Genomic DNA, 24475 nt, shown 5'->3' on the forward strand with positions numbered 1-24475 from the left:
CGGTGCGGCAGGATGGGCCGGGTGACCGACCTGGACCCCGCCGCGATGCGCGAGCAGTACCGCACCACCCTCCTCGCCGAGGAGGAGCTGGCCCCCACGCCCATGGGGCAGTTCGCCCGCTGGTTCAAGGCGGCCGTGGCCGGCGGCCTGCACGAGCCCAACGCGATGGTCGTCGCCACCGCCACCCCCGACGGCCGCCCCTCCACCCGCACCGTGCTCCTGAAGTCCTACGACGAGCACGGCTTCGTCTTCTTCACCAACTACGCCTCGCGCAAGGCCGCCGAGCTGACCGCGAACCCGTACGCCTCGCTGCTCTTCCCCTGGCACCAGCTGGCCCGCCAGGTCATCGTCACGGGCACCGCGTCCCGCGTCCCGCGCGCCGAGACCGAGCGCTACTTCCGCAGCCGCCCGCACGGCTCGCAGCTGGGCGCCTGGGCCAGCGCGCAGTCCTCGGTGATCGCCTCCCGGGACGAACTGACCGTGCGCTACGAGGAGTTGGCCGCCCGCTACCCGGAGGGCAGCGAGGTTCCGGTGCCCGAGGGCTGGGGCGGGTTCCGGGTCGTGCCCGAGGCCGTCGAGTTCTGGCAGGGCCACGAGAACCGGCTGCACGACCGGCTGCGGTACGCGGCTCAGGGCGACGGCTGGCGCGTGGAGCGGCTCGCGCCCTGACGCGGGCGGGCCCGGGCATGCAGAAACCCGCGGGCTCGGGTTCCTCCGGAGAGGAGCCGGCCGGACGTACCGGCGAGCCCGCGGGTCGGTGACTGCTTGGGAATTCGGCCGGCGTCATGCCGGCACCGCACAAAGAGTGCGACTGGCAGGCGTCAGCCCGCAGTCACCTCACGCGTCCGGTTTGCATACATCTGTCAAACCACCTCCCTTCTCGTGTGCACCACACATTAGGCAGGCTCCCGGCCCCCCTCAACCCATTTATTTCTCGGTGCGGGCCCGCTCCCCGGCGCTGCGCTCCACACAGAATTCATTGCCCTCGATGTCCGCCAGCAGGAGCCATCCGGTGCCGTCCGGGCGGCGGTGGTCGGCGACCAGCGTGGCGCCCAGGGCGACGAGCCGGTCGGCCTCCTCGTCGCGGGTGCGGTCCTGGGGCTGGAGGTCGAGATGGACACGGTTCTTGACCGACTTCGGCTCCGGCACCGCGACGAACAGGAGCCCGATGCCGTCGGCGGTGACCAGGGCCTCGGGGTCGCCGGGGAAGTCGTCGTCGCTCAGGGTGCCGCCGAGCGCCTCGGCCCAGAAGGAGGCGAGCTTGTGTGCGTCGGAGCAGTCGAAGGTCACATGGCGTACGAGAGAAGTCATGGCCGCCACTATGCGGACGCCGGGTGGTGGCGTCCAGGTGCGGCCGGTAACCGACGTCGGCCGGATGGGATTTCCCCGAAGTCGGTGTGGGATGCGTCACGTTCGAGTTGAATGATCCGACGTGCGTCAGTCCCGCGCGTCAGCCGCGACGCATGCGGCGACCACGTCCTGCAGGGGGTGCCAGGATGAGTACGTCCCGGAGTGAGACCACCAGTGCTCCGGTTCCGGACGGACCCGGCGGCGTACCGGGCGGCGGGCCCGCAGGCAGGGCCGCACCGGAGCCCGGCGGGGACCTCCTCGCCGCGCTGCTCGACGGGATGGACGCGGCGCTCTGCGCGTTCGACGCGGGCGGCGTGGTCACCCACTGGAACCGCGAGGCCGAGCGGATCCTCGGCTGGCCGGCCGAGGAGGCCGTCGGGCGGCACGGATTCGCGGGCTGGGCCGTGCGGGCCGCCGACGCCGACGAGGTACGTGGCCGGATCATGGCCGTCATGGACGCGCCGGGCCGCCAGGTGCACGAGTTCGCCCTGCTGCGCAAGGACGGCAGCCGCGTCCTGGTGCGTACGCAGTCGGCGGGGGTGCGGGGCGCGGACGGCAGCCCGGCCGGGGTGTACTGCGCGTTCAGCGAAGTGCACGCGCAGATCGACCTGGAGCGTGCCATCGCGCTGAGCGAGGCCCTGTCGGAGGACGGGAGCTGGGGAGTCGTCCTGGTCGACGTCGACCTGCGGCCCACCGTCGTCAACGCCTACGCCGCCCGCGCCCTCGGCACCGGGCGCGCGACCCTGCTCGGCCGCCCGCTCGGCGAGCTCATCGTGCGGGGCGTCGAGGAGCTGGAGGGCGCGCTCCAGCACGTCCTGGCCGAGGGTGCCCCGACCGCGCCCACCGAGGTGTGGGTGACGCTGCGCACGGCGGAGGGCGAGCGCCGGCGCTGCTGGCGCAGCGGCTTCCTCAGGCTCGCGTCACCGCTGGCGGAGGAACCCGTGCCGCTCGGAGTCGGCTGGCTCTTCCAGGACGTGACGGACGCCCGGCTCGCCGAACAGGACGCCGACCGGCTCCGCTTCCGCTCCAACCAGCTGCACCGCGCCTCGCGGATCGCCGCCGAGTGCGAGGACCCGATGGAGGCGGTGGCGTCCCACCTGGACTTCGCGCTGGCCGGATTCGCCGACCACGCCCTGGTCGACCTGGCGGTGGGTGAGCGGCTCGTACGGGTCACGGCCACCCCGGCCGGCGCTCCGGGCCCGGCCGCGGCGGTGGCGGGCGGTGGCATCCCGGTCCGCTATCCGGCGGGCCACCCCGCGCTCCAGGCGGTGGACCGGATCGGCTCGGTACGGGCCAGCGCGGGCGCCGGGGCCGAACAGTGGGCGGCCGAGCGCCAGTGGCCTTCGGACGCGGCCCACGCCCTGTGCGCGGTGCTGCGCAGCCGCGGCCGCACCCTGGGCGTGCTCACCTTCCTGCGCGGCCCGTCCCGTCCCGCCTTCGAGCGGCCGGACGCGGTGTACGCGGAGAGTGTGGCGGTGCGGGTGGCGGCGGCGGCCGACCTCGCGCAGACCCTGGGCACCTGACCGTCCCCGGCTCCGCCGGGGTGGGGGTGCGGGGCCGTGCGGCTGGTCGCGCAGTTCTCCCCACCCCGCCCCTTCCCGAGACCCTCCGGGGGAGAGTTCTTCGGCTGCGGACCGTAGGGGCCGCTCGCCCAGTTCCCCGCGCCCCTGAGGGCCTCGCTGCCGGCCCGCGCAGGCATCCTCAGCCCGTCCGGCGTTCGAGGACGAGCGCCCTTGAGGCGCGAACGGGGGTCTGGGGGCGGAGCCCCCAGGGGCACTTCAACCCCCGGAGGGTTGCGGGAAGGGGCGGGGCGGAATCCCGGGGTCTGGGGCGGAGCCCCAGGGGGACCCGGGGCTCAGTGCCGGAAGAAGATGCGGTCGCCGTACTCCGCCATGACCCGCCCGTTCCACTCGTGGCCCCCATCCACGTTCCCCGAACGAAGCAGCGGCGGCTCGATGCCCCGGGCGACCAGCGCCTCGGCGGCCGCCGCCATCGTGGCCTGCATCAACGCACTGGTGACCACGGTGGACGCCGGCGCGAAGGGCGCCTCGATCCCGTCATGGGTCAGCTCCGCGTCCCCCACCGCGATCTTGCTGTCGAGCACGATGTCGCAGTGGTCGCGCAGGAACGTCCCCGACACGTGCCGGGACCTGGTTTCCTCGGCGTACGCCACCGACGTGACCCCGATGACCTTGAGCCCGAGGGCCCGCGCGTTCATCGCCATCTCCACCGGCAGCGCGTTGCGCCCGGACAGGGAGATGATCACGAGGACGTCCCCGGCCTTGGCGGGGCTGGAGTCGAGCACCGCGCCCGCGAGGCCGTCGACCCGCTCAAGGGCGGAGCCGAGCGTGGCGGGCATGACGTCGACGCCGACCACCCCGGGCACCGCGAGCAGGTTCATCAGGGCGAACCCGCCCGCCCGGTAGACCACGTCCTGGGCGGCGAGCGAGGAGTGCCCGGCGCCGAAGGCGAAGAGCCGGCCGCCCGCCTCCACCGTGTCGGCGATCAGTGATCCGGCGGCCGCGACGTTCAGCGACTCCTCGTCCCGCACCCGCCCCAGAAGTCCGATCGCGGCGTCGAAGAACTGACCGGCCAGCTTGCTCTCGCTCATCGCCGAGGACCCTTTCCGGGGTGGGGTAACGACCGTGCGCCGATCACGGTGCGGTCTGGACCTTTCCCCTGTCAATACGGGGCGCGCGGGCATTCGGTCAAGATGGGGAACGGCCGCCGAGGCACGGTTGTCAGCGCTATGCGTCAGAATTGGACGCAGGGCCAGCGGTACGACGTTTTATGTCACAGCATCGAGGGGCACGTATGTCCGGACTGATCGACACCACGGAGATGTATCTCCGCACCATCCTCGAACTCGAAGAGGAGGGTGTGGTCCCCATGCGGGCCCGCATCGCCGAGCGCCTGGACCAGAGCGGCCCGACGGTGAGCCAGACGGTCGCGCGCATGGAGCGCGACGGCCTGGTCCAGGTGGCGGGGGACCGCCACCTGGAGCTGACCGACGAGGGCCGCCGCCTGGCGACGCGCGTCATGCGCAAGCACCGGCTCGCCGAGTGCCTGCTGGTCGACGTGATCGGGCTGGAGTGGGAGCAGGTGCACGCGGAGGCCTGCCGGTGGGAGCACGTCATGAGCGAGGCGGTGGAGCGCCGCGTCCTTGAGCTCCTGCGGCACCCGACCGAGTCCCCGTACGGCAACCCGATCCCGGGTCTCGAAGAGCTCGGCGAGAAGGCCGAGGCGGATGCCTTCCTGGAGGACGGCATCATCAGTCTGGGTGAGCTCGACCCGGGCCCCGAGGGCAAGACGGTGATCGTGCGCCGGATCGGCGAGCCGATCCAGACCGACGCCCAGCTGATGTACACGCTGCGACGGGCGGGCGTGCAGCCCGGCTCCGTGGTGAGCGTGACGCAGTCGCCGGGCGGGGTCCTGGTGGGCAGCAGCGGCGAGGCCGCCGAGCTCGGCGCGGACGTCGCCTCGCACGTCTTCGTCGCCAAGCGCTGAGCCAGGGGCTGGAGCGAGCGCCGGGGCGAGTACGGGTACGAGTGCCGGGCCGGGCGCGTGGAGCCGACGAGGAAGGGCGATGACGGAACGTCATCGCCCTTCGTCCGTAAGGTAGTTGGGCCCCCTTCGCGAAGGGGCGGGAAGCCGGCGGGGAAGGGCGGTTTCCGGGCGGAACAGCAGCGGCCGGGCGGATCGCGTGCGAGGCTGTGGCTTGAGGCATATGACCGCAGAGGCCCGCGGCACGGGAGGGGGCGGCAGCATGATGCCGTTCGAACCACTCGCACCACCGTCGGCACCCCGGCCTGTCCGGGCCTTCGCGCCCGTCCCCGGCCCCCGCTCCCGGGGGCACTGCGGCAAGCCTTCCGGCAAGAGCTTCGGCGACGGCCCGGGAAAGACCAGGGCCCCGGCGCCTCGCGGCGCCGGGGCCTGTCCTCCCCGGTGTCGACCCGGAGCCCCGAGCTCCCAGGGTCGACCCCCGCGGACCGTCTTCCCCGAGCGGCCCGCCTCCCGGAGAAGATCTCCCCTCGGCACGTTCCGTCAATCCTTGAGCGTGGTCACTCGAACGAGGGGTGTTGCGCGAGAGACGCGAGTTTTCGAATAGAGGTTCGATACTCTGCGGTGAACCGACCACTCGGGGGCTGAAGGGGGTGCCAGGGCGCATGGTGCGACGCATCGATGTGACGGGGACCGGCGGGGTTCGCCTCGCCGCCTGGGAGTTCGCGGAGCCGCCCAAGGCCCGCGCGGAGGTCGAACCGGCCCCGGGGGTCTTACTCCTGCACGGGCTGATGGGCCGGGCCTCGCACTGGGCCCCGACCGCCCGCTGGCTCACCGAGAAGCACCGGGCGGTCGCGCTGGACCAGCGCGGCCACGGCCGCAGCGACAAGCCGGCGGACGGCCCGTTCACCCGCGAGGCATATGTGGCGGACGCCGAGGCGGCCGTGGAGCAGCTGGGTCTGGCCCCCGTCACCCTCATCGGCCACTCCATGGGCGCCCTCACCGCCTGGCAGCTCGCCGCGAAGCGGCCCGACCTGGTCCGGGCGCTCGTCATCTGCGACATGCGGGCCTCCCCGCTCGGCGCGGCCTCCCAGCGCGAATGGCAGGACTGGTTCAAGGCCTGGCCGCTGCCCTTCGCCACGCTCGCCGACGTACGCAGGTGGTTCGGCGAGGACGACCCCTGGGTCGAGCGGCCCAGCCCCGCACGGGGCGAGTTCTTCGCCGAGGTCATGGCCGAGCGGGCCGACGGCTGGCGCCCGGTGTTCTCCCGCCGCCAGATGCTGACCTCCCGCGAGACGTGGGTGTACGACGCGCACTGGGAGGAGCTGGCGCTGGTCGACTGCCCCGCGCTGGTGGTGCGGGGTCTGGACGGCGAGCTCGGCCGCGCGGAGGCCCAGGAGATGGTGCGGGTGCTGCCGCGCGGGCAGTACGCGGAGGTGGCCGATGCGGGCCACCTCGTCCACTACGACCAGCCCGAGGGCTGGCGCACCGCGATCGAGCCCTTCCTCGACGGGGTCCTCACCCCGTGACCCCGGCCCGTGCGGGCGCCTCCTGCCTCGGCTCCGCCGGATGGTCGGTGGGGGCCGTGCGCGGCTGGTCGCGTAGTTCCCCGCGCCCCCTAAACCCGATTGCGTCCGCGGGCCGTGGGGCCCGTTCGCACAGTTCCCCGCGCCCCTAAAGGCCTGGTGTGGGGCAGCGTCGAGCCTTTCAGCCGTCATGGGGGTCCCCTGGCCCTTGAGGCCTTGGGGAAGATCGAGGACGAGCGCCCTCAAGGCGCGAACGGGGTCCAGGGCGGAGCCCCAGGGGGCGGGGTCACCCCGAGCTGACCGCCGAGAGGATTTCCGGCAGGCGGGCAGCCGTGCGCGGTGCGGCCACCTTCAGGCCCGCCCAGCACAGGAGCGCCCCGTACACCGCCCCCAGCGGCAACAGCAGCCACAGGCTCGCGTGGCTGCCGGACACATGCAGCCAGATCGCCAGCGCGATCATCGGCGCGCAGAGCACCGCACCCGACAGCATCCCGCCGAAGATGGACAGGGCCGCGATGCCGCCCTGCCCCGGCGCCACGTTCTTGCGGCTGTCCTGCGGGATCGAGTACGCCAGCGTCGCCGACGCCACCGAACCCGTCGCCAGCATCGCGCCGAGCAGCGAAAGGGCGAGCCCGATGACCTCGGGCAGCTTCGCCCAGTCGCCGAGCATGCCGGCCGTCACCGCGGCCACGAGCAGCGTGTACGGAAGCGTCACGAGCAGCAGCGCCAACGCCCGGGCGCGCAGCTCCAGATAGGCGTCCCGGGTGGAGGAGATCGTCTGGAGCACCATCCAGAACGCCGAGGTGTCCTGCCCGAACTGGTTGTACATCTGCACGCCGAGCATGCCGGTGGCGAAGCAGGCGAAGTAGACGGTGCCGTTGCCCTGGAGGGCGTTGAAGACCGGCACGATCAGGCCGACCGCCAGCGAAGTCACCCACGCCGCCTTGGTCTTGGGGTCCCGCCAGGCGTAACGCAGCGTGCGCAGCATCACCGTGCCGGTACGGCCCTCGGGGAGCAGTGCGGTGAGGCCCTTGCCGGTGGACTCCTTGCGGGAGGCGTCGGACGCGGCGAGCGTGGAGCCGTCCGGCGTGGTCATCAGCTTCACGAGGGAGCGCTGCCACGCGTACAGGAGCAGCCCCAACGCCCCGATGCTGAGCAGGAGTTGGGCGATCGCGCGGCCGTACGCGCCCTCGCCCGCCGAGTCCACCGCGCCGATCGCGGAGGCCGGCGGCAGCCAGCGCACCACGCGCGCCACCGGGTCGAGCGCGGACAGACCGCCGGAGTCGCCGAGCCGCTGGGCGCCGAAGTTCACGAACTGCATGCCGACCGCGATGACCAGGCCGCTCAGGACCGCGAGGTCGCGGCCCTTGCGGGAGGTCAGCAGGCGGGTGTTGGCGGCGGCCACCGCGCGGGCCAGCGCCAGGCACACGAGCAGCGCGAGCGGCACGGCGACCACGGCGACCAGGGCCGCGCCCGTCCCGTGCGCCGAGGTGATCGCCGCGCCGAGTACCAGGCAGAGCGTGAACAGCGGACCGATGCCCACGAGCGACGCCACGAGCAGCGCGCCGACCAGGGGCCGGGGCCGCAGCGGCAGCATGACCAGCCGGGTCGGGTCGAGCGTCTCGTCGCCACTGGGGAAGAACAGCGGCATCACGGTCCAGCCGATCGCCATCAGCGCCACGACGAGGACCGCCACGGTCCCGGCGTGTGCGTTGCCGCGCAGCGCGATCAGGCCGATCAGTTGCAGCGCCGCGAAGAGCAGGACGAGTACCGCCGAGGTGATGTAGGCGGCCCGGCGCCCACCGGACTGCCGCAGTCCGTTCCTGAGCAGCGACAGCTTGAGGCGTACGAAGACGGGTGTCAGGGCGGAGGCGCTCGGAGAGGCCGCCGGGACGCTCCGGGAAGTCGAGGTCACCGGGTACCGCCGCCGAGCCAGTCCAGGGAGTCCCCGGTGCTGCGCCCGCCGGCGCCGACGAGTTCGAGGAAGGCGTTCTGGAGCGAGGGCGCGTCGCCGCGCACCTCGGCCAGGGTGCCCTGGGCACGGATGCGGCCCGCCGCCATCACGGCGACCCAGTCGCACAGCGACTCGACGAGTTCCATGACGTGGCTGGAGAAGACGACGGTGGCGCCGGAGGCGGTGTAGCGCTCCAGGACGCCCCGGATCGTCTGGGCGGACACCGGGTCGACACCCTCGAACGGCTCGTCCAGGAAGAGGACTTCGGGGTTGTGGAGCAGGGCCGCGGCGAGCCCGATCTTCTTGCGCATGCCGGTCGAGTAGTCGACGACCAGCTTGTGCTGGGAGCCCGCGAGGTCCAGTACGTCCAGGAGTTGGGACGCCCGCTTGTCGACCTCGGCGCCGGGCAGCCCGCGCAGCCGGCCCGAGTAGCCGAGCAGCTCGCGCCCCGACAGGCGCTCGAACAGGCGCAGCCCCTCCGGGAGTACGCCGATGCGGGACTTCACCGCGACCGGGTCCTGCCACACGTCGTGCCCGGCGACCTCGACCGTGCCCTGGTCGGGCCTGAGCAGCCCGGTGACCATGGACAGGGTCGTGGTCTTGCCCGCCCCGTTCGGGCCGACCAGACCGATGAACTTGCCCGCGGGCAGCTCCAGATCGATCCCGGCGACGGCGATCTGCTCACCGAACCGCTTCCACAGTCCCTGCACGCGGACGGCGGGCGGCGCCGTACGCGCTCCGCCCGCCGTGTCCGCGGTTCCTTCGAATGCCTGGTCCGGCATGGCCGTGCCTCTCATCCCCGTGATGGTGCCTACGGGGACACCATAGGAGCCGGGGGCGGGCGCCGCGCCAGGGCCGTGCGCCCCGGGCCCGCTCCGCGGGACAGAACCCAGGGGCCCGGACAGAACCCAGGGCCCGGACAGAACCCAGGGCCCGGACAGGACCTAGGGGCGGCGGGCCCTCGCGTCGGCGGCTTCGCGGCCGCAGGCGTAGGCGAGGGGGCTGATCAGTTCCTCCGCGTCGGGCAGCCAGCGGTTGGCGGGGGTGGGGCGGCGGGCCCACTGCACCGCGCCCGAGCCGCCGATCCGGGTCGGCGGGGCCGCCACATAGTCGCCCTCGCCCCGGGTGATCAGGTCCACCGAGGCGGGCACCCATCCCAACTTCCGTACCAGATCCGGGACTTTGGCCCCCGCGCCCGGCAGCACGAAGAACAGCATCCGGCGGTCGGGGGTGCAGGTGACCGGGCCGAGCGTCAGCTCCATCCGCTCCATGCGGGCAAGGGCCAGGAATCCGGCCGACTCGGGTACGTCGATGGCGTCGAAGGTGCGCCCGGTGGGAAGCAGGATCGAGGCCCGGGGACTCTTGGACCACAGCCGGCGGGCCGCGACCGCGCTGCCGGTGGCCTGGGTCGCCCAGTCCGGCCGGGCGGGGTGCGCACCCGGTTTCGGGCACGCCGTGTCACCGCACGAGCAGCGCTCGACCCCCTCGTCGGCCTCCAGGGACGTGCCCGGGAAGACGTCCCAGTGCCGCTCCTCCGCGTACCGGACGGCGCTGTCCAGGAGTTGTTCGCCGCGCTGCTGGGGGATCTGTGCGGATTCCGTGTCCGTGCCCGTGCCTGTGATGGTTTCTTCCACGACGCTCTCAACTGTGCCCACCACCGACGGTTACGGGCGCGGCGTCCGTGGGATCAGCGGTACCGGTCCCGCACATGGGGCGCATGGGTGCATGGGCGGGGGCGCGCGTGCGGCCGTGCTGCGGCGGCAGGGTAGCCATATGCGGGGGAAGCACACAGGAATGCTGGCAATGACGCCATATTCCGGATAACGCTCGTTTCTCTGCATATTCGCGGGGCAATGATCAGGGTGCTGATCACTGCCGCTCCAGGGGGTTCACATGGCAGCCAGGCCGCTCGTCGCCCGCCAGCCCAATGAAAGGCTCCAGGCGCTCATCCAGGAAGCCGGGTGTTCCAACGCCGGTCTCGCCCGTCGAGTGAACATGGTCGGCGCGGAGCGCGGCCTCGACCTCCGTTACGACAAGACGTCCGTCGCCCGCTGGCTGCGCGGCCAGCAGCCGAGGGGGCGGGCACCCGGGATCATCGCGGAGGCGCTCGGCCGAAAACTGGGCCGCACGGTCACGATCGACGAGATCGGGATGGCCAACGGCAAGAACCTGGCGTCGGGCGTGGGCCTTCAGTTCTCGCCCACCGTGCTCGGCGCGATCGAGCAGGTCTGTGAGTTGTGGCGCAGCGATGTGGGCCGCCGTGACTTCCTCACCGGTTCCACCGTGGCCGCCTCCGCGCTCGTCGAGCCCAGCCGGGACTGGTTGATCACGGGGGCCGACGCGCAGGTCGCGCGCAACGCCGGGCAGCGGGTCGGCGCCGCCGACGTCGAGGCCGTCAAGGCGATGACGGACGCCCTGGTGCGGCTGGACCACCAGTTCGGGGCGGGCCATGTGCGGCCCGTCGTCGTGCACTATCTGAACAGCGTGGTATCCGGGCTGCTCGCCGGCTCCTACCGGGAGTCCGTGGGGCGGCAGTTGTTCGCGGCGGTGGCCCGGCTCACCGAGCTCGCCGGATACATGGCGGTCGACACCGGCCAGCCGGGCCTGGCCCAGCGCTACTACATCCAGGCGCTGCGGCTCGCCCAGGCCGCCGACGACCGGGGATACGGCGGCTATGTGCTCGCCGCGTCCATGAGCCACCTGGCCGCCCAGCTCGGCAACCCGCGCGAGATCGCCCAACTGGCGCGCGCCGCACAGGAAGGCGCCCGCGGCCGGGTCACCCCGCGCGCCGAGGCGATGTTCTACGCGGCCGAGGCGCGCGGCCACGCCCTGCTCGGCGACGCCCGGACCTGCCAGGCGGTCGCGGGCCGCGCGCTGACCGCCCTGGAGGCCGCGGACCCCGAGTCCGGCGACGACCCGAGCTGGATCGCGCACTTCGACCACGCCTACCTCGCGGACGAACTCGCCCACTGCCACCGGGACTTGGGCCAGTCCGAGGCGGCGGCCAGGCGGGCCGAGGAGTCGCTGGCCGGGCACCCCGAGACCCGGGCCAGGCGCCGCGCCATCGGGCTCGTCCTGCTCGCCACCGCACAGGTCCAGCAGCGCGAGGTCGAGGAGGCGTGCGCGACCGGCACCCGCGCGGTCGAGCTCCTGGCCACCCTGCGTTCCAACCGGGGCGCGGACTACCTGGAGGACCTCCAGGTGCGCCTGGAGCCGTACGGGGACGAGCCCGCGGTCCGCGAGTTCGGCGAGCGTCTGGAGGTCCAGGCGGCCTGAGCGGGCCGAACGTGGAGGGTTGAGGGAGGGCTTGGCAAGGGCGTGGGGGTACCCGGTAGCGTGAACCGACGATTCCGTAGGTCCACGTACAGGAGTTCCGGTGACGCAGCAGAGCCGACAGGGTGACGAGCCGCAGCTTCCGGCTGTACGGCCCGCGCACGAGGGCGTCGTGCTGCCCGCCGACGGAAGCGGCCCCCGCGCCGGGGAGCCGCTGCCGGCGCCGCCCGGAGCCCAGCCGTGGGGGCAGCCCTGGGGCCCGCAGGGTCAGGCCGCGCCGCCGCAGGGCCCGGCCACCTTCGGTCAGCCGCTGCCGCCCGAGAGCAACGGCCGGGACGCGGAGGCGACCCAGTACATCGCGCCCGTGCCGGGCCACGCGGGCAGCGAGGCCACCCAGTACCTGGCCCCCGTACCGCCCGGCAACGGGGACTCCGACGCGACCCAGTACATCGCCCCGGTGCCGGGCGGCGCGGGCAACTCCGGCAGCGAGGCGACCCAGTACATCGCGCCCGGTGGCGCGGGGGGCTTCGGGAGCGAGGCCACGCAATACATCGCCCCGGTGCCGGGCGGCGCCGGGAACTCCGGCAGCGAGGCCACGCAGTACATCGCGCCGGTGCCGGGCGGCGCGGGCAACTCCGGTAGCGAGGCCACGCAGTACATCGCGCCCGTGACCGGCGGCCCCGGCGCGCTGCCGCCCGAGCACACCGATGGTCCGACCCGCTTCGCCGGGGCGCAGGCCCCCGGTCAGAACGCCGACCCCACCCAGGTGCTGCCGCCGGTGCCCCCGGCCCCGCAGGACGCCCCGTACGGGATACGCCCGGGAGCGCCGGGGGACCGGCCGCCGCCCGCCGAGTTCGACAGCCTCTTCCGTGCCGACGGTGCGCCCCAACAGGCCACCGGCAGCGCGCAGTTGCCCCGGTTCCAGCCCTCGGTACCGCTGAACCGCTCCCAGCAGCAGCCGTACCAGCCGACGCAGGCGGGACAGGGCACGGCCGGGCAGTTCCAGGCGCCGCCGCCCTACCAGGAGCCGCCCGCGCAGCAGTCCGGGTACGAGCCGGAGCAGCCGCGGCGGCGCAAGTCGCCGGTCGGGCTCATCGCGGCCGTGGTGGTGGGCTGCGCGGTGATCGGGCTCGGCGCGGGCGCGCTGCTCAGCGGCGGCGGTGACGACAAGAAGGACGACAAACAGCCCGCGGCGGCCAGTTCGCCCGCCACCGGCGACGGCGGCGACAAGAAGGACGCCGCGGCGGACCCCGCCAAGGCGCAGGCCGACGCGCTCGACAAGCTGCTCGCCGACAGCGGCAGCAGCCGGGACACGGTGATCGGCGCGGTCGCCGACATACGCCGCTGCGACAAGCTCGACCAGGCCTCCGCGTCCCTGCGCGGCGCCGCCAAGCAGCGCGCCGACCTGGTGACCCGGCTCGGCGGCCTCGGTCTCGACAAGCTGCCCGAGCACGACCGGCTCGCCAGTGCCCTCACCAAGGCCTGGCAGTCCTCGGCCTCGGCCGACAGCCACTACGCGGCCTGGTCGGACGCGCTGGCCGGGGACAAGGGCAAGAACTGCAAGGACGGGCACGCCAAGCGGACCAAGGACGCGGGCGCCGGCGACAAGGCCAGCGGCGAGGCGACCAAGTCCAAGCAGGAGGCGTCCGGCCTGTGGAACGCCATCGCGACGAAGTACGGCCTGACCAAGCGGGCGGCCACCCAGCTCTGAGGAGCCGCCCCCGGGGGCGGCCGGGTCAGCCGTTGGCCGCGGACGTCTCCAGGGTCGAACCGACGTCCGTGAAGCCCTTCTTGAGGGAGACCAGGCGGCCCTCGCGCACCACCTGGAAGGTGACCTGGCGGTTCACGATGCGCGGGAAGTCCGGCGCCGCCAGCATGTCCTCGAAGCGCCAGCGCAGCTCGGGCGTCAGCCCGCCGGTGTCGACGATCACGCCCTTGTTGAGGGTGCGCACCACGTCCACCGCGCGGACCGAGTCCTGCCCGATCGACTCGATGAGCTTCTTCAGGACCGTGTACGCGATCCATGCGGTCTGGACGGCCGGGTCGGCCGCGTCGATGTCGTTGTCCCCGAAGGCCTGCTCGCGGATGACCTTCTTCATCGGGTCCCAGCGCGGATCGTCGCCCTCCGGGTACCAGCCGGTGACGTAGGCGCCCTCGAAGGGGCCGTCCTTGCCGCCGGTGCGGTCGATCAGCGGCTGGCCGATCGAGCCGATCACGGAGGCGACCCGCACCTTCTGCCCGTCGCTCTCGACCCGCCGGAAGGAGTCGAAGAACGTCTCGGTGCGGTCGCCGAGCACGGCCGTCACACAGCCCTTGCCGGCCTTCTGCGCCGCGGCCCTGGGCCCGATCCGGCCGACGAGCGCGGGATCGGCCCCGGCCTGCGCGAGCGCGCGCCGGGCCTCGGCCGTGTAGTCGCCGGCGTCCTCGGTCGTACGGATGTCGGCGACGGGCCCGCGGTGCGCGGCGAGCAGTCCGGCGTTCAGGACGGTCGGCAGCACGTCGCCCGCGATGGTGTCGGGCCGCACCAGGGAGACCTGTTCGCAGTCCTGGGCCAGCTGCCGGCCGCTGCCCGCGATCAGGGCGGCCTGGCCGCCGTTGACCGGGTAGGACAGGGCGCTGGTGAACTCCTGGTCGGATATGCCGTATCCGCCGAGGTAGGGGATGCCGGCCACTTCGAGCGGGGGCAGGAAGGCGCTGCCGTACTGGCTGTAGGAGCCGACGACGGCGACCGCCTTCTCCTTCACCGCCCGCCGCGCGCAGTCCGAGGCGCCGGCCGGGGTGTTGTGCTCGTTGCAGGTCAGGACGTTCAGCTCATGGCCGTCGATGCCGCCGCTCGCGTTGACCCAGCGGGCGAACGCCTTGGCCATGGCGGGCATGCCGGGCACGTTGGTCGCGGAGGTGCCGTCGGGTGCCCAGGTCATGACGGTGATGGGCTCCCTGGAGCCCCCCGCGACCCCAGGGAGCACACCGCAGCCGGTCAACAGGCCCGCTCCGACCGCCGAACACGCGGCGAACACGGTGGCCGTCGTGCTGATCGAACTGATCGAGCGGCGGAGCCGGGTCGAGCCCCGGGGACGCTGCCCTCCGTAACCGGTCATGTGCCCACACACTTCCGCCTCACGGGTAACGGCGAAGTGAGCGCGCTTCAACCGAGGGTGACGCCCAAGTGAATTGCGGGGGCCGGTCGGGCGGCCGCGGTGGGGAACGTACGATCGAAAACGTGCAGCAAGGTTCAGCAAGCCCTTCCCGTCGCGGCCGTCGCTCCTCCACCATGGGCGGCATGCCGTTGAATGACATGCCGTGGTGGCGCTGGCGTACGAACGTACGGTCCGCGCTGCACATGCTCTCCGACCCCGTCTTCCACGAGGAGACCTGGGCGGCCGGGCGCGAGGGGTACGGGGACGTCACCGACGCCGTGTACCGCCTGGTCGAGGACACCTGGCTGGACAACTGGTCGGCCGAGAAGTACGTCGGCACGATCTTCCGGGACTCCGGCGAGGCGGCCCTGGTCGACCTCGCGGTGCTGCGGGTGCTGCGCATCATGCACCAGGTCGGCGCCGACGCCCCCGTCTCCGCCTACCTCGCCCACCACGCCTGGCCCGAGGCGGTGCGAGCGGCGCGCGAAGCACATGTGCGGCTCGCGCAGAGTGACGGCGAGGACCCGGACGCGCCGCCGCGCTCCCTGGAGGTGCTGAGCATCCTGACCCGCTCGGCCTGAGGTCCGGATCCTGGGCCGGGGGCCGCCGGGGGTGCCCGGTTGTGGCATCCTGCCTGGATGACCGACCAGTACGTCCTCACGCTCTCCTGCCCGGACAAACAGGGCATCGTGCATGCCGTGTCGAGCTATCTGTTCATCACGGGCTGCAACATCGAGGACAGTCAGCAGTTCGGCGACCGCGACACCGGCCTCTTCTTCATGCGGGTGCACTTCTCGGCCGAGGCCCCGGTGACCGTCGACAAGCTGCGCGCCAGCTTCGCGGCCGTCGGCGACTCCTTCCAGATGGACTGGCAGATCCACCGCCCCGAGGAGCGGATGCGGATCGTCCTGCTGGTGTCGAAGTTCGGCCACTGCCTGAACGACCTCCTGTTCCGCTCCAAGTCCGGCGCGCTGCCGGTGGAGATCGCGGCGGTCGTCTCCAACCACACCGACTTCGCCGAGCTGGTCGCCTCCTACGACGTGCCCTTCCACCACATCCCGGTCACCCAGGACACCAAGGCCGAGGCCGAGGCGCGCCTGCTGGAGCTGGTGCGCGCGGAGCGCGTCGAACTGGTGGTGCTCGCCCGGTACATGCAGGTGCTCTCGGACGACCTGTGCAAGGAGCTCAGCGGGCGGATCATCAACATCCACCACTCGTTCCTGCCGAGCTTCAAGGGCGCCAAGCCCTACCACCAGGCGCACGCGCGCGGCGTGAAGCTGATCGGCGCGACCGCCCACTATGTGACGGCCGACCTCGACGAGGGGCCGATCATCGAGCAGGAGGTGGAGCGCGTCGGCCACGACGTCACTCCGGCCCAGCTCGTCGCGATCGGCCGGGACGTCGAATGCCAGGCGCTGGCGCGCGCCGTGAAGTGGCACGCGGAGCACCGCATCCTGCTCAACGGGCGCCGCACGGTCGTGTTCGCCTAGTCCCCGCGCCCTTCGGCGTCACAGCCTGCTCAGGGACGCGGCCGCGAACAGCACATCGCTGATGGCCTCGCGGTCGCCGAGCTGGCCGACGGCCGCCTCCTGGGGTGAGACATGGCCCGCGGCCAGCTTGCAGAACTCCACGCCGTCCAGGGCCACATGGGCCACCTCGTGGTCGGCCGAGGCGAGGGCGGCCGGTGAGTCGAGCGCGATCAGCCAGTTCCCGCCGCCCACGCCCTCGATCTCCAGCCGCAGCGAGCGGCCCGGTGAGCCCGCCGTGACCAGACCGCGCGGCGGCGAGGCGAGCCCCGCCCGGCGGCGGCCGGCCAGAGTGGCGGGCAGGATGCGGGCGGCCAAGTCGATCATGCCGTGCAGGTGTGTCCCGGACGGCGGGTCGTACGGGTAGTCCACCGCCTCGGCGATGTCGCCCGCGTGGATCCAGCACTCGAAGGCGCGGTCGAGCATCGCGTCCTGCAACGACAGCGCGAACTCCCCGTAGGAAACGGCCAGTTCGGCCGCGCCGCGGCCCGCGAACGACACCGTGCGGATCAGGGTGTGGGACTGCTCGCGCCACGGCTCGCGGACCGTGCGCGTCAGCGGATAGCGCCCGGCCCGCCACAGGGCCTCGGTGCGTGCGGTGGGGCCGCCCGCCGCCTCCTCGGGGTCGAGCGGCACCGGCTCGTCCAGGCCGAGCGCGGTCGCCACCAGTGCGTCGACGGCCATCAGATGCCCGATCACCCCGGCGACCGTGGTGCGGCGACTGGCCCGCCGCTCCTCCTCGAACCACTTGAGGCGCACCGGCGCGTGCCACTCGGCGTCCCCGAAGTCATTGAGCAGGGCGTCGAGCCGGGCGGCCTCCGCGTCGTACGGCGCCGCCCACCCGGGCACCGGGATGCGGGCCGGGCGGCGGCCGAGGCAGTTCTCCAGGACGCGGGTGCGCAGCATCGGGTCCAGGTCGAGGCTGCGCTCGGTGTGCAGCAGGCCCACCGCGTCCCGCAGCCGCAGCGCCTCGTCGGCACAGGGCGCGCACTCGGTGAGGTGCGCCTCGACGGCGTCGGTCTCCTCGGTGGAGCACGCGGCGAGCGCCCAGGCGCCGAGCAGCGACTTCAGCACGGTGTGCGAGGGCGGCTCCGCGCCGGGCGCGAGGTCTGGTGGAACGGGTTCGGGCACCGAGGCTTCCGGCTCTGCCGACGACGGCGATGTCGATGTCGATGACGGTTCGGGGTCCGGCGGGGGCGGGGTCTCCGGCTCGGGGTTCGGGCCGGCCCGGCGGTCGGGGCTCGCCGGGGCGCCACGGCCGCCCTCGCGCGGCGCGGGCACGAACCTGCCGGAGCCGGACCGGCCGCCCGCCAGGTCGTCGCCCGCCAGGTCGTCGCCCGCGGCGCGCGGCGAGGGTATGCGCGGGGTGTTCTCGTCGTCGGGCGCCGGCTCGCCCTGCTCCATGGGCCCGGTCACCAGGCCCGCCCGTATCCGGGCGGTGCGGCTCCCTCCGGCGGCCGGATGTTGGCCGAGGAGAGCAGTTGCAGGCCGAGCCGCAGACGCCGGCGCGCCTCGTCCTCGGTGATGCTGAGGTCGGCGGCGGCCTGCCGGTAGTCCCGGCGCTGGAAGTAGGCCAGCTCCAGGGCAGCGCGCAGCGGGGCGGGCATCGACGTCACGATGTAGTCGGCGCGGGCGGCCGCCGAGGCCCGGCGCACCTTCTGCTCCAGCTCCTCGGTGGAGCCCAGGCCGCTCTCCTCGTACGAGGACGTCTCGTCCTGGCGCAGCCGCTGCACGGCCTGGCGCTGGGTCAGCTTGGCGACCCAGGAGCGCATCGAGCCCTGCTTGGGGTCGTAGGCGTCCGGGTTCTCCCAGACGTAGCCGAAGACCTCGCGGGTGATCGCGTCCGCCGCGCCCTCGTCGCTGAGCACGCGGTGCGCGAGGCTGTGCACCAGGGAGGCGAACCGGTCGTACAGCTCGCCGAGGGCGGCGGCCTCGCCGCGCGCGAGTCGCTGCTGCATCCGGCGGTCCCACCGAGGTGGTGCGTCCTTCGGCATAGGCTCCCCAACCCTGTCGTTCCCCGTGTGTGCCCCTGTGCGCCCGTCTCTGCGTACCTACGAATGTAATGCGACGGGCTGACAATGCACGGAGGTTTGCACCAAGTACGCCCTCACTGCGCCGCCAGGTGATAAAGGCGGTGTTTCGCGAGGGTGGGCATGGGCAGCCGCGCAGGATGGGGGCACGGCAGCACAGAGAGGGACCGGTGGCGTGACGCTGAGAGTGGACGAGTCCGTACAGGGCACGTGGACGGTGCTGCGGGTCAGTGGCGAGCTGGACCTGGTGACCTCGCCGGGCCTGCGCCGCCAGGTGCACGCCGTGGTCGCCGACGGCCGCCGCGATCTGGTCCTCGACCTGTCCGGGGTGCTGTTCTGCGACTCCATCGGGGTGGGCGTGCTGATCGCGTCCCGCCGCCTGATGCGCTCCTGCCAGGGCCGGCTGCGGCTCATACTGCCCGCGCGCGGGGCCCTGGACGGCAGCCATGTGAACAAGGTGCTCGCCGCGCTCGGCGTGCGCCGCCTCTTCGAGGTGTACGGGGATGTGGGTTCGGCCGCCGACGACCTGGCCGAACCGATCTCGGCATAGCCCGCGCTCCGCGTGGCACGCCTGGTGGTAACCCCCTCGTCCGGGCGCCACGAGTCGTACGCTCCCGACATGGACAGTATGGACAGTCCCGAGAGTGCGGAATACGAACGCCGGGTGGCCGCGAGGTTCGCCTCCTTCGACCAGGACGGCAACGGCTGGATCGACCGCGAGGACTTCTCGACGGCGGCCAAGGCGTTGCTCGCCGAGTTCGGCACCACCGCCCGCTGCGACCGGGGGCAGGCGCTGTACGGCGGCGCGGAGGCGATGTGGCAGGGCCTCGCCGGCATCGCGGATGTGGACGGGGACCAGCGGGTGACCCGGCAGGAGTTCGTGGGCGGTGCCCTCAAACGGCTGCGGGACCGCACCACCGGGTTCACCGAGATCGCCCGCCCGTTCCTGCACGCCGCGTTCGCGGTGGCCGACACGGCCGGCGTCGGCACGGTGGCCGTGCCCGACTGCGAGCGCGCGCTGCGGGCCCTCGGCGTCTCGCCCCGGGCCGCCGCCGAGGCGGCCGTGGCCCTGGACCGGGACGGCGACGGCCGCATCACGGAACCGGACGCGGTCGCCGCCTTCGCCGCCTACTTCACGACGATGCCCTAGGCCGCCCGGCGCCCGGCGCTCAGTGCCAGTTCCAGTCGATCAAGGTGCGCAGGGTGTCCGCGTGGAAGTCCGGGAAGTCCATGGGCACCACGCCCAGATGCGTCCGCTCGCCCAGGCGTGCGTTCAGATAGCTCTGGACGCCCGGCATGATCGCGTCCGCGTTCACCTTCGGCCAGCCGCCGCCCGCGTAGCTGGTGAAATTGATGTAGAGCTGGGCCGAGTCCTGGTCGTAGAAGGCGTTGTCGAACTGCTGGGTCACCTTGGCCGTCTTCTTGGACGGCCAGGAGAGGCCCTGGTAGACGTCCTGGAGCCGGATGTACTGGTTGGACAGGAAGTCGTTGTCGCCGCCGGGCCATTGGAGCACCGGCCAGTCGTTGTCGAACTGGGCGAGGAGCACGATTTTGCCGCGCGCCTCGCCGAGGGTGGGCACCCGGTCGGTCAGCAGGAAGCGCGAGCGCCAGCCCTTCTGGTCGAGGTACACGTTGAGCACGTTCTTGAAGTTCGCGCCGACGTCGTTGCTCGTGCCGTTCTCCTTCTTCAGCCGCATCAGCAGGACTTCGCCGGGATGGCCGTCGAGGAAGGCCGCGCTCTGGGTGAGCACGTCGCCGAACGTCATGCCCTGGTAGAAGGCGGCGTGGTAGATCCCGAACGCGTCGTTCAGATGGCCTTCGAGCCCGTTGGCGCGGATGTCGAAGAAGCGGATGCCCTGCTGCAACTGCTGGGTCAGTCCCCAGTTCTGGGTGTGCGACCACTCGGTGCCGTTGTTCGGGTTCGTACAGCAGGAGTCGTGCGTTCCGGGGATCGTCATGCGCAGCAGGGAGCGGCTGTCGGGCAGTGCGGCCATCCAGTTCGCGGGGTCCGCGCCCGCCCGCGGCAGCACGGCCGCGTGGGCGGTCGCCGGGAGCAGCGCCGTGGTGGACAGGGCGGCGGCGCCGAGTATGAGGCGGCGGCGGGAGAGTTCCATCGGTCACGTCCTCGTGGGGGAGTGGCGGGGCGCAGAGGTCATGCCCCGCCGAACCGCTCGCGCAACTTGTATTTCAGGACCTTCCGCAGCGCCTCGTTCCTCGGCAGCGCCTCCACCACCTCAAGCCGCTCGGGCAGCTTGTGCACCGAGAGCCCCTGGGAGCGCAGGTACGAGGTCAGCTCCGGCAAGGTCAACCCGGCTGCTCCCGGCGGCTGTTCGACGACCGCGCAGACCAGTTCGCCGCGCTCGGGGTCGGGCAGGCCGACCACGGCCGCGTCGCCCACCGCCGGATGGGTGTGGAGCAGGTCCTCGATCTCCTTGGCGGAGATGTTCTCGCCCTTGCGGATGATGATGTCCTTGATCCGCCCGGTGAGAACGAGGTGCCCGGTCTCCCGCACGTGTCCCACGTCGCCGGTGATCAGGAACCCGTCCGCGTCGAAGACGCCCTTCGACTGGGCCGGGTCGAGATACCCCTGGCACACCGCCTCGCCGCGCAGCCGCACCTCGCCGTCCACCCCGTACGGCAGCGGCGCGCCCGACTCGTCGGTGATGCGGATCTCCATGCCGGGCGGGGGGCAGCCCTCGGTGGTGGCCAGGTGTTCGGCGGTGTCGTCGGGGGCGCCCATCGTGATCATCGGGACCTCGGTCATGCCGTACCCGTGGGTGAGCTGGACGCCCATCTCCCGCACGACCGCGTGGTAGACCTCGGGCGGCTTGGGCGCTCCGCCGCCCGCGAGCAGCCGCAGGGTGGGGATGACCTTCTCGCCGGGCCGCTTGCGCTGCTCGGCCAGGAACATCGAGTAGAACGCGGTCGAGCCGCCGGCCACCGTCACGCCGTGGCGCCGGTACTCCGCCAGCGCGTCCGGCAGCGCGAAGTGCTCGAACATCACGGCGGGGAAGCCGTAGAGCAGCAGCATCACCGTGTAGTCGGGTCCGGCTATGTGGGCGAACGGGAAGGCCATCGAGCCGACGTCGGCGTCCGAGAGGCGCAGGGCGTGCGCCAGGCACGAGCCGCCGGCGATCAGTGAACGGTCGGTGTGCAGCACGCCCTTGGGGTCGGAGGTGGTGCCCGACGTCCAGTAGATCCAGCGCACGGAAGTGCCGTCGGACGGCGGTGGCGGCAGCACGTCCGGTTCACCGTAGGGCAGTTCGCCGTACGCCTCGAAGATGCCGCGCGCGCCGAGGCGCCGGGCCATGGCGGTGTGGTCGAAGCCCCGCCACACGCCCGGCACGGCGAAGAACTCCGCCTTCGACTCGCGCAGCGCGAAGCCCACCTCGCGGTCCCGGTAGAACGGGATCACCGGCGACTGGACGGCGCCGAGCCGGGCCAGGGCGAAGGACAGGACGGCCGTCTCGATGCGGGTCGGCAGCTGCCAGGCGACCACGGTCCCGGGCCGCACCCCCATCCCGTACAGGCCTGCCGCCACCCGCTCGCAGCGCTCGCGCAGGGCGCCGAAGGCGAGGGAGCGGTCGCCCTGGAGCAGGACCGGGCGGTCCGGGGTGAGGCCGGCGCGGCGCTCGATCAGCTCCCAGAGCGTGCCCGAGGAGTCCAGTGCGTGTGCGGTATCGGTCATGCCGAGCCCCCCGGGGTCCTGCCGCTCCGTAACTGACGGGCAGTCAGATATGGCGGAGAGCGTAGGCCCCCGCTCCTTGCTGGTCCAGAGGCGCGGGGGCTAGCCTGCGATCTGACGGAGCATCAGATACAGGGGAGGGGCCATGGCCGAACAGCCGCGGATCGCCGGGCGGCGCCGCCCGAGGGCTCGGCCCCGGCCGGGCCCGCCGAGGGGGGCCGCGCATCCCGGGGAGCGCCGATGGACCTGACGTACACCGAGGAGGAGGAGGCCTTCCGGGCCGGGCTGCGCGCCTGGCTGAGCCGCGCTCTTCCACAACTGCCTCCCAAACCGGACCCGTTGGACTGGCCGGGGCGACGCGCCTACGACACCGCCTGGCAGCGGATGCTGTACGACGCCGGGTACGCGGGCCTGCACTGGCCCGAGGCGGCCGGCGGCCGGGGCGCCACGCCCACCCAGCACCTCATCTACCTGGAGGAGACCGAGAAGGCGGGCGCGCCCTACGTGGGCGCCAACTTCGTCGGGCTGCTGCACGCGGGCCCGACCATCGCCGCCGAAGGCACCCCCGGACAGCGGGCCCGCTGGCTGCCCCCGGTGCTGCGCGGCGACGAGATCTGGTGCCAGGGCTTCAGCGAACCGGACGCCGGCTCCGACCTCGCGGCCCTGCGCACCCGGGCGGTCCGGGACGGCGACGACTACGTCGTGACCGGCTCGAAGATCTGGACCTCGCACGCCGAAGTCGCCGACTGGTGCGAGCTGTTGGTACGCACCGACCCCGACGCGCCCAAGCACCGGGGCATCACCTGGCTGGCCCTGCCGATGGACGCGCCCGGCATCACCGTCCGGCCGCTGCGCACCCTGGCCGGGTCCGCCGAGTTCGCGGAGGTGTTCCTGGACGAGGTGCGGGTGCCGGTCGCCAACCGGGTCGGCGCGGAGAACGACGGCTGGCGGGTCACCATGGTGACGCTGTCCTTCGAACGGGGTACCGCTTTCGTGGGAGAAGTGGTGGCCTGCCGTCGCACTCTCGCCGCACTCGCGAAGACCGCCAAGGCGAACGGGAGCTGGGACGACAGCGCGGTGCGTCGCCAACTCGGCCTGCTGAACGCGGAGTTCACCGCGCTGTGGCGGCTCACCCAGTGGAACGTGAGTGAGGCGCAGCGCGGCGGCGGGGTGCCCGGCGTCGGCGGATCCGTCTTCAAGCTGCGCTATTCGCACGCACGTCAGGAGCTGTTCGACACCGCCGCCCGGGTCCTCGGCCCCGACGCGCTCGACCTCGACCGGGACCTGACCCTGGACCGGCTCTCGTCGCTCTCGTACACCATCGCCGCCGGCACCTCGCAGATCCAGCGGAACATCGTCGCCGAGCGCATCCTCGGCCTGCCCAAGGGGCGCTGATGGACTTCCAACTCACCTCCGAACAGAGGGCGTTGCAGGCGGGCATGCGCGAGCTGCTGGCGGCGCGGTTCGACCGTGAGGCGCTGCGGGCGGCGGTCGAGCGGCCCGGCCTCGACCGGGCGCTGTGGCGGGCCCTGGGGGAGGCCGGGTTCTTCGCGCTGCGGCTGCCCGAGGACGAGGGCGGCGTCGGGCTCGGACTGCCCGAGGCGGTGCTGCTCTTCGAGGAGGCGGGCCGGGCGCTGCTGCCGGGGCCGCTGGTGGCCACCCATCTGGCGGCCGGCGCGGTGAAGGGCGCGGCGAGCGGCGAGACGGTCGTGACCCGGGTCGACGGCGGCCTCGTCAGCTGGCTGGCGGAGGCCGACCACGTACAGGGAGACGCTGCCGGCGCGACGCCGCTGCGCTCGGTGGACCCGCTGACGCCCCTCCACCGCATCCCTGGAACCCGTACGGCCGAACCCCCCGAAGCCGTCCTCCTGACGGCGGCGGAACAGCTCGGCAGTGCGGCCCGCACCACGCAGATGGCGGTCCAACACGCCCGGGAGCGCACGCAGTTCGGACAACCGGTGGGCTCCTTCCAGGCGGTCAAGCACCTCTGCGCCGACATGCTGGTACGGACCGAAGTGGCGCGGGTCGCGGTGTACGCGGCGGCCGTGACGGGGGACGCGCGCGAGATCGCCGGGGCCAAACTGCTCGCCGACGAGGCGGCCGTGCGCGGCGCGCGGGACTGCCTCCAGGTGCACGGCGGGATGGGGTTCACCTGGGAGGCCGATGTGCATCTGCACCTCAAGCGGGCCTGGGTGCGGGCCGAGCAGTGGCAGTCGGCGGAGCGGGCGTGCGAACTCCTGGCGGCGGCGCTGTAGGCGTTCCCCCGGCGCGGCTCCCCGGGTGGCACGGGGGAGTTGGGCCGCGAGCCGGTCACTATGCGTCGATATCGGCGGCCCGGCGTACTCGCCACGAGCCGGAGCGGGGGGCGCTCTCGGGTACTCTCCGTGGGATGCGAGTGGTGGTGTGGAGCGGCTCTCCCGGTGTTGCCAGTGCGGTGGCTCCGGGTCCTGGGCCGTATGCCGCTCGCGCCGCACGGAGGCGTCGTACGCGCTC

Annotated in this window: 22 protein-coding genes; 12 read left to right on the forward strand and 10 right to left on the reverse strand. The window is 72.9% G+C overall.

Annotated features, from left to right (window positions below):
• Window positions 1–12 precede the first annotated feature (12 nt).
• Window positions 13–669 (forward strand): pyridoxamine 5'-phosphate oxidase, encoded by a 657-nt coding sequence (gene pdxH / locus CG740_RS06375; protein ID WP_234376099.1) that lies wholly within the window; start codon window positions 13–15, stop codon window positions 667–669.
• A gap of 258 nt (window positions 670–927) precedes the next feature.
• Here the strand turns inward: pdxH and CG740_RS06380 are convergent, their stop codons facing one another.
• On the reverse strand, window positions 928–1311 hold the full coding sequence (locus CG740_RS06380; RefSeq protein WP_100573955.1) for a VOC family protein: 384 nt from the start codon (window positions 1309–1311) through the stop codon (window positions 928–930).
• 185 nt (window positions 1312–1496) lie between these two features.
• On the opposite strand from CG740_RS06380, the gene CG740_RS06385 reads away from it, so the two are divergent.
• Window positions 1497–2873 (forward strand): PAS domain-containing protein, encoded by a 1377-nt coding sequence (locus tag CG740_RS06385; RefSeq protein WP_100573956.1) that lies wholly within the window; start codon window positions 1497–1499, stop codon window positions 2871–2873.
• 332 nt (window positions 2874–3205) lie between these two features.
• Here CG740_RS06385 and CG740_RS06390 read toward each other — a convergent pair whose 3' ends face one another.
• Window positions 3206–3961 (reverse strand): SIS domain-containing protein, encoded by a 756-nt coding sequence (locus tag CG740_RS06390; protein ID WP_100573957.1) that lies wholly within the window; start codon window positions 3959–3961, stop codon window positions 3206–3208.
• Between the two features lie 203 nt (window positions 3962–4164).
• On the opposite strand from CG740_RS06390, the gene CG740_RS06395 reads away from it, so the two are divergent.
• Both CG740_RS06395 and CG740_RS06400 read left to right on the forward strand, forming a co-directional pair.
• Window positions 4165–4857, forward strand: a complete 693-nt coding sequence (locus CG740_RS06395; RefSeq protein ID WP_100573958.1) for a metal-dependent transcriptional regulator — start codon at window positions 4165–4167, stop codon at window positions 4855–4857.
• A 659-nt stretch (window positions 4858–5516) separates the two neighbouring features.
• Window positions 5517–6380 (forward strand): alpha/beta fold hydrolase, encoded by an 864-nt coding sequence (locus tag CG740_RS06400; protein WP_100573959.1) that lies wholly within the window; start codon window positions 5517–5519, stop codon window positions 6378–6380.
• A 283-nt stretch (window positions 6381–6663) separates the two neighbouring features.
• Here the strand turns inward: CG740_RS06400 and CG740_RS06405 are convergent, their stop codons facing one another.
• The 3 genes from CG740_RS06405 to CG740_RS06415 all read right to left on the reverse strand — a co-directional run bounded on the left by CG740_RS06405 (window position 6664) and on the right by CG740_RS06415 (window position 9965).
• The gene (locus tag CG740_RS06405) at window positions 6664–8313 is read right to left on the reverse strand and encodes a transporter (protein WP_442802814.1); all 1650 of its coding nucleotides are present in this window, start codon (window positions 8311–8313) and stop codon (window positions 6664–6666) included.
• Window positions 8289–9113, reverse strand: coding sequence for an ABC transporter ATP-binding protein (locus CG740_RS06410; protein WP_100573961.1), 825 nt, complete (start codon window positions 9111–9113; stop codon window positions 8289–8291). The genes CG740_RS06405 and CG740_RS06410 overlap by 25 nt, the downstream gene beginning before the upstream one ends.
• Window positions 9114–9275: 162 nt before the next feature.
• Window positions 9276–9965 carry a bifunctional DNA primase/polymerase gene (locus CG740_RS06415; protein ID WP_100573962.1) on the reverse strand — a complete coding sequence of 230 codons (690 nt, stop codon included), beginning with the start codon at window positions 9963–9965 and terminating at the stop codon, window positions 9276–9278.
• Between the two features lie 259 nt (window positions 9966–10224).
• On the opposite strand from CG740_RS06415, the gene CG740_RS06420 reads away from it, so the two are divergent.
• A complete protein-coding gene (locus tag CG740_RS06420) occupies window positions 10225–11607 on the forward strand; it encodes a transcriptional regulator (protein WP_100573963.1) in 1383 nt (460 codons plus the stop codon).
• A gap of 100 nt (window positions 11608–11707) precedes the next feature.
• On the forward strand, window positions 11708–13315 hold the full coding sequence (locus CG740_RS06425) for a hypothetical protein (protein WP_100573964.1): 1608 nt from the start codon (window positions 11708–11710) through the stop codon (window positions 13313–13315).
• Window positions 13316–13340: 25 nt separating this feature from the next.
• Here the strand turns inward: CG740_RS06425 and CG740_RS06430 are convergent, their stop codons facing one another.
• A complete protein-coding gene (locus CG740_RS06430) occupies window positions 13341–14702 on the reverse strand; it encodes an ABC transporter substrate-binding protein (RefSeq protein WP_100573965.1) in 1362 nt (453 codons plus the stop codon).
• Between the two features lie 173 nt (window positions 14703–14875).
• Between CG740_RS06430 and CG740_RS06435 the strand changes: the two genes are divergently transcribed.
• A complete protein-coding gene (locus CG740_RS06435) occupies window positions 14876–15322 on the forward strand; it encodes an SCO4402 family protein (protein WP_100573966.1) in 447 nt (148 codons plus the stop codon).
• Window positions 15323–15379: 57 nt separating this feature from the next.
• A complete protein-coding gene (gene purU, locus CG740_RS06440) occupies window positions 15380–16231 on the forward strand; it encodes a formyltetrahydrofolate deformylase (RefSeq protein ID WP_100573967.1) in 852 nt (283 codons plus the stop codon).
• Window positions 16232–16249: 18 nt separating this feature from the next.
• Here purU and CG740_RS06445 read toward each other — a convergent pair whose 3' ends face one another.
• On the reverse strand, window positions 16250–17671 hold the full coding sequence (locus CG740_RS06445; protein WP_100574272.1) for a zf-HC2 domain-containing protein: 1422 nt from the start codon (window positions 17669–17671) through the stop codon (window positions 16250–16252).
• Between the two features lie 8 nt (window positions 17672–17679).
• On the reverse strand, window positions 17680–18261 hold the full coding sequence (locus CG740_RS06450) for a sigma-70 family RNA polymerase sigma factor (RefSeq protein ID WP_100573968.1): 582 nt from the start codon (window positions 18259–18261) through the stop codon (window positions 17680–17682).
• A gap of 211 nt (window positions 18262–18472) precedes the next feature.
• Between CG740_RS06450 and CG740_RS06455 the strand changes: the two genes are divergently transcribed.
• A complete protein-coding gene (locus CG740_RS06455; RefSeq protein WP_100573969.1) occupies window positions 18473–18847 on the forward strand; it encodes an STAS domain-containing protein in 375 nt (124 codons plus the stop codon).
• 78 nt (window positions 18848–18925) lie between these two features.
• Window positions 18926–19447, forward strand: coding sequence for an EF-hand domain-containing protein (locus CG740_RS06460; RefSeq protein WP_100573970.1), 522 nt, complete (start codon window positions 18926–18928; stop codon window positions 19445–19447).
• Window positions 19448–19466: 19 nt separating this feature from the next.
• Here the strand turns inward: CG740_RS06460 and CG740_RS06465 are convergent, their stop codons facing one another.
• Both CG740_RS06465 and CG740_RS06470 read right to left on the reverse strand, forming a co-directional pair.
• Window positions 19467–20411, reverse strand: coding sequence for a phosphatidylinositol-specific phospholipase C (locus CG740_RS06465; protein ID WP_100573971.1), 945 nt, complete (start codon window positions 20409–20411; stop codon window positions 19467–19469).
• 38 nt (window positions 20412–20449) lie between these two features.
• Window positions 20450–21985 (reverse strand): class I adenylate-forming enzyme family protein, encoded by a 1536-nt coding sequence (locus tag CG740_RS06470; RefSeq protein WP_100573972.1) that lies wholly within the window; start codon window positions 21983–21985, stop codon window positions 20450–20452.
• Window positions 21986–22222: 237 nt separating this feature from the next.
• Between CG740_RS06470 and CG740_RS06475 the strand changes: the two genes are divergently transcribed.
• Window positions 22223–23377, forward strand: coding sequence for an acyl-CoA dehydrogenase family protein (locus CG740_RS06475; RefSeq protein WP_100573973.1), 1155 nt, complete (start codon window positions 22223–22225; stop codon window positions 23375–23377).
• Window positions 23377–24237, forward strand: a complete 861-nt coding sequence (locus CG740_RS06480) for an acyl-CoA dehydrogenase family protein (RefSeq protein WP_100573974.1) — start codon at window positions 23377–23379, stop codon at window positions 24235–24237. Before CG740_RS06475 ends, CG740_RS06480 begins: the two co-directional genes overlap by 1 nt.
• Window positions 24238–24475 lie beyond the last annotated feature (238 nt).

This window comes from Streptomyces sp. CB01201, assembly GCF_002803085.1.
In the GTDB taxonomy this organism is placed as follows: Bacteria; Actinomycetota; Actinomycetes; order Streptomycetales; family Streptomycetaceae; genus Streptomyces; species Streptomyces hundungensis.